General features: G+C 48.1%; 4 pseudogenes. 2 read left to right on the forward strand and 2 right to left on the reverse strand.

Annotated features, from left to right (window positions below):
• Positions 1-477: pseudogene (locus BGK49_RS12715) on the forward strand (IS3-like element IS600 family transposase); the annotation flags it as partial.
• Positions 478-515: 38 nt separating this feature from the next.
• On the opposite strand, the pseudogene BGK49_RS12720 reads toward BGK49_RS12715, so the two are convergent.
• Both BGK49_RS12720 and BGK49_RS26860 read right to left on the reverse strand, forming a co-directional pair.
• A pseudogene (locus BGK49_RS12720) lies at positions 516-1,409 on the reverse strand (GAPES1 domain-containing protein); the annotation flags it as partial.
• A gap of 180 nt (positions 1,410-1,589) precedes the next feature.
• Positions 1,590-1,916: pseudogene (locus tag BGK49_RS26860) on the reverse strand (diguanylate cyclase domain-containing protein); the annotation flags it as partial.
• A gap of 49 nt (positions 1,917-1,965) precedes the next feature.
• Between BGK49_RS26860 and BGK49_RS12725 the strand changes: the two are divergent.
• Positions 1,966-2,302, forward strand: a pseudogene (locus BGK49_RS12725) (IS1-like element IS1A family transposase); the annotation flags it as partial.

Here is a 2,302-nt window from a genome sequence, read left to right on the forward strand (position 1 = left end):
GCGGACCTGACGTATGTTGCCACACAGGAGGGATGGTTGTACCTCGCTGGCATCAAAGATGTTTATACGTGCGAAATTGTCGGCTACGCCATGGGAGAGCGCATGACAAAAGAGCTGACAGGTAAAGCCCTGTTTATGGCGCTCAGGAGCCAGCGCCCACCTGCCGGGCTAATCCACCACTCTGATCGAGGTTCACAGTACTGCGCATACGATTACCGGGTCATACAGGAGCAGTCTGGTCTGAAAACATCAATGTCGCGTAAAGGTCACTGTTACGACAACGCTCCGATGGAAAGCTTCTGGGGAACGCTGAAAAATGAGAGCCTGAGCCACTATCGTTTTAATAACCGGGATGAAGCCATCTCAGTAATACGGGAATACATTGAGATTTTCTACAATCGTCAGCGTCGTCACTCTCGTCTGGGGAATATCTCCCCGGCAGCCTTCAGGGAAAAATATCATCAGATGACTGCTTAAAAAAAGAACAAATGGTAGTGTCCGCTATTGCCAGTACACCTCATGCCGCCCGGTAAGTCATGGACGTAACTGACATACTGGAACAGATTATCTTCGCTCTGGTTGATGATAATGTCGCGCCCCGAATCGGTATCGGTTAGCGTGACATTGAGAAAACGCCAGAGGAGAGGGCGGTCATGAGTGTAAAAGATATTCCGCAAATTGTTTTTGTTAATATCCAGCAGCACAATCCCTTTTAGCTGCCCTGCAACATACACCGGCGTCAGCAAACTCATCACGTTCTGTTTAGTACGCTGATCCTGGTAAATGCTCGACAATACGGTACGCCCGGTAAATACCTTTTCAATATCTTTGCGATCGATACCAATACTTCCTGACTGCAGGAAGGACCAGTTATTCATCGCAAAGTATTCAACATTAACCGGCTCATAAAAATAGACATAGCGGTCATTGAGATCGAGATAATAGTGAAATTTCTCTTCGGCCATCCCAAGACCTGAACCGTAATCATCCTGGTGGCGGTTGCCTTCCACTGCCTGATCAAAAGCGGGTAATAGTGCTGCAGCTTCCACAATTGTGTCGCAGTCAGTGGATGCGGTTTGTAGTGTGCCGCGTAAGCCCGGGTATTTATGAGCAGTCAGGTTTAAGCCATGGGTATTATTGGCAGACTCAAAAGCCTCGCAGATGGCGCGCCGCTGTTCTGGCGACACTTCCGACTGCTCAGCAGCGAGAGCGCGCATCACATGCGCGGCAATACTCTGATTCTGATACTTATCATAAAGAAAGGAGGAGTCTGCTTTCTGCACGATATAGCGCAGATAGGCACTCATTGCTCTGTCGCTGGCGACAAGTTCAAAAATAAGGAAGGAAGATGTCAGCACAATGACACTTGCGGCGATAAAATGCCGGAGCATTCTATGGTGCAATTTCATGATAAATGGCACTCCTTCGGTTAGTGAAACGAGAAAACCAGATAAAGTTCGATTGCGGCCTGGCACAGGGGCGCTAATTATACTCATCTCTGCGCCGCTGGGGAGGGGAAATTTAGGGGTAATAGTAATAAATTGTATGCAAAAGCCACGCAAAAAGCATGGCTCTGAATATTTTTGCACTTAAATATGATGAATAATCACTTTGTTGCCCCCCTCGCTTTTCGCTTCGCGTAAGGCTTTATCTGCTTCCGTCATGACAAGCGAGATATTACGCGTGTCACCCGTTGAAAAAACCGTGCCAATACTGATGGTCATTTGTTCAGGAACATCATATCTGTTACTAAAGCCGGTCAGGAGTTCGACATTTTTATGTATACGATCCGCAATGATTTTTGCCTAGGCACTATTGAGTTCGGTAAATAGCAAGCCAAACACCTCACCCTCCAGTCGCGCTAAAATATCATCAGGGCGGATGCTTTGCTGGATAATATCGACAATTGAGGTGATGCTGCCAACTTACTGATTTAGTGTATGATGGTGTTTTTGAGGTGCTCCAGTGGCTTCTGTTTCTATCAGCTGTCCCTCCTGTTCAGCTACTGACGGGGTGGTGCGTAACGGCAAAAGCACTGCCGGACATCAGCGCTATCTCTGCTCTCACTGCCGTAAAACATGGCAACTGCAGTTCACTTACACCGCTTCTCAACCCGGTACGCACCAGAAAATTATTGATATGGCCATGAATGGCGTTGGATGCCGGGCAACTGCACGCATTATGGGCGTTAGCCTCAACACGATTTTACGTCACTTAAAAAACTCAGGCCGCAGTCGGTAACCTCGCGCATACAGCCGGGCAGTGACGTCATCGTCTGCGCGGAAATGGACGAACAGTGGGG

Source organism: Shigella sp. FC1544, from assembly GCF_001722145.1.
GTDB classification, from domain to species: Bacteria; Pseudomonadota; Gammaproteobacteria; order Enterobacterales; family Enterobacteriaceae; genus Escherichia; species Escherichia coli.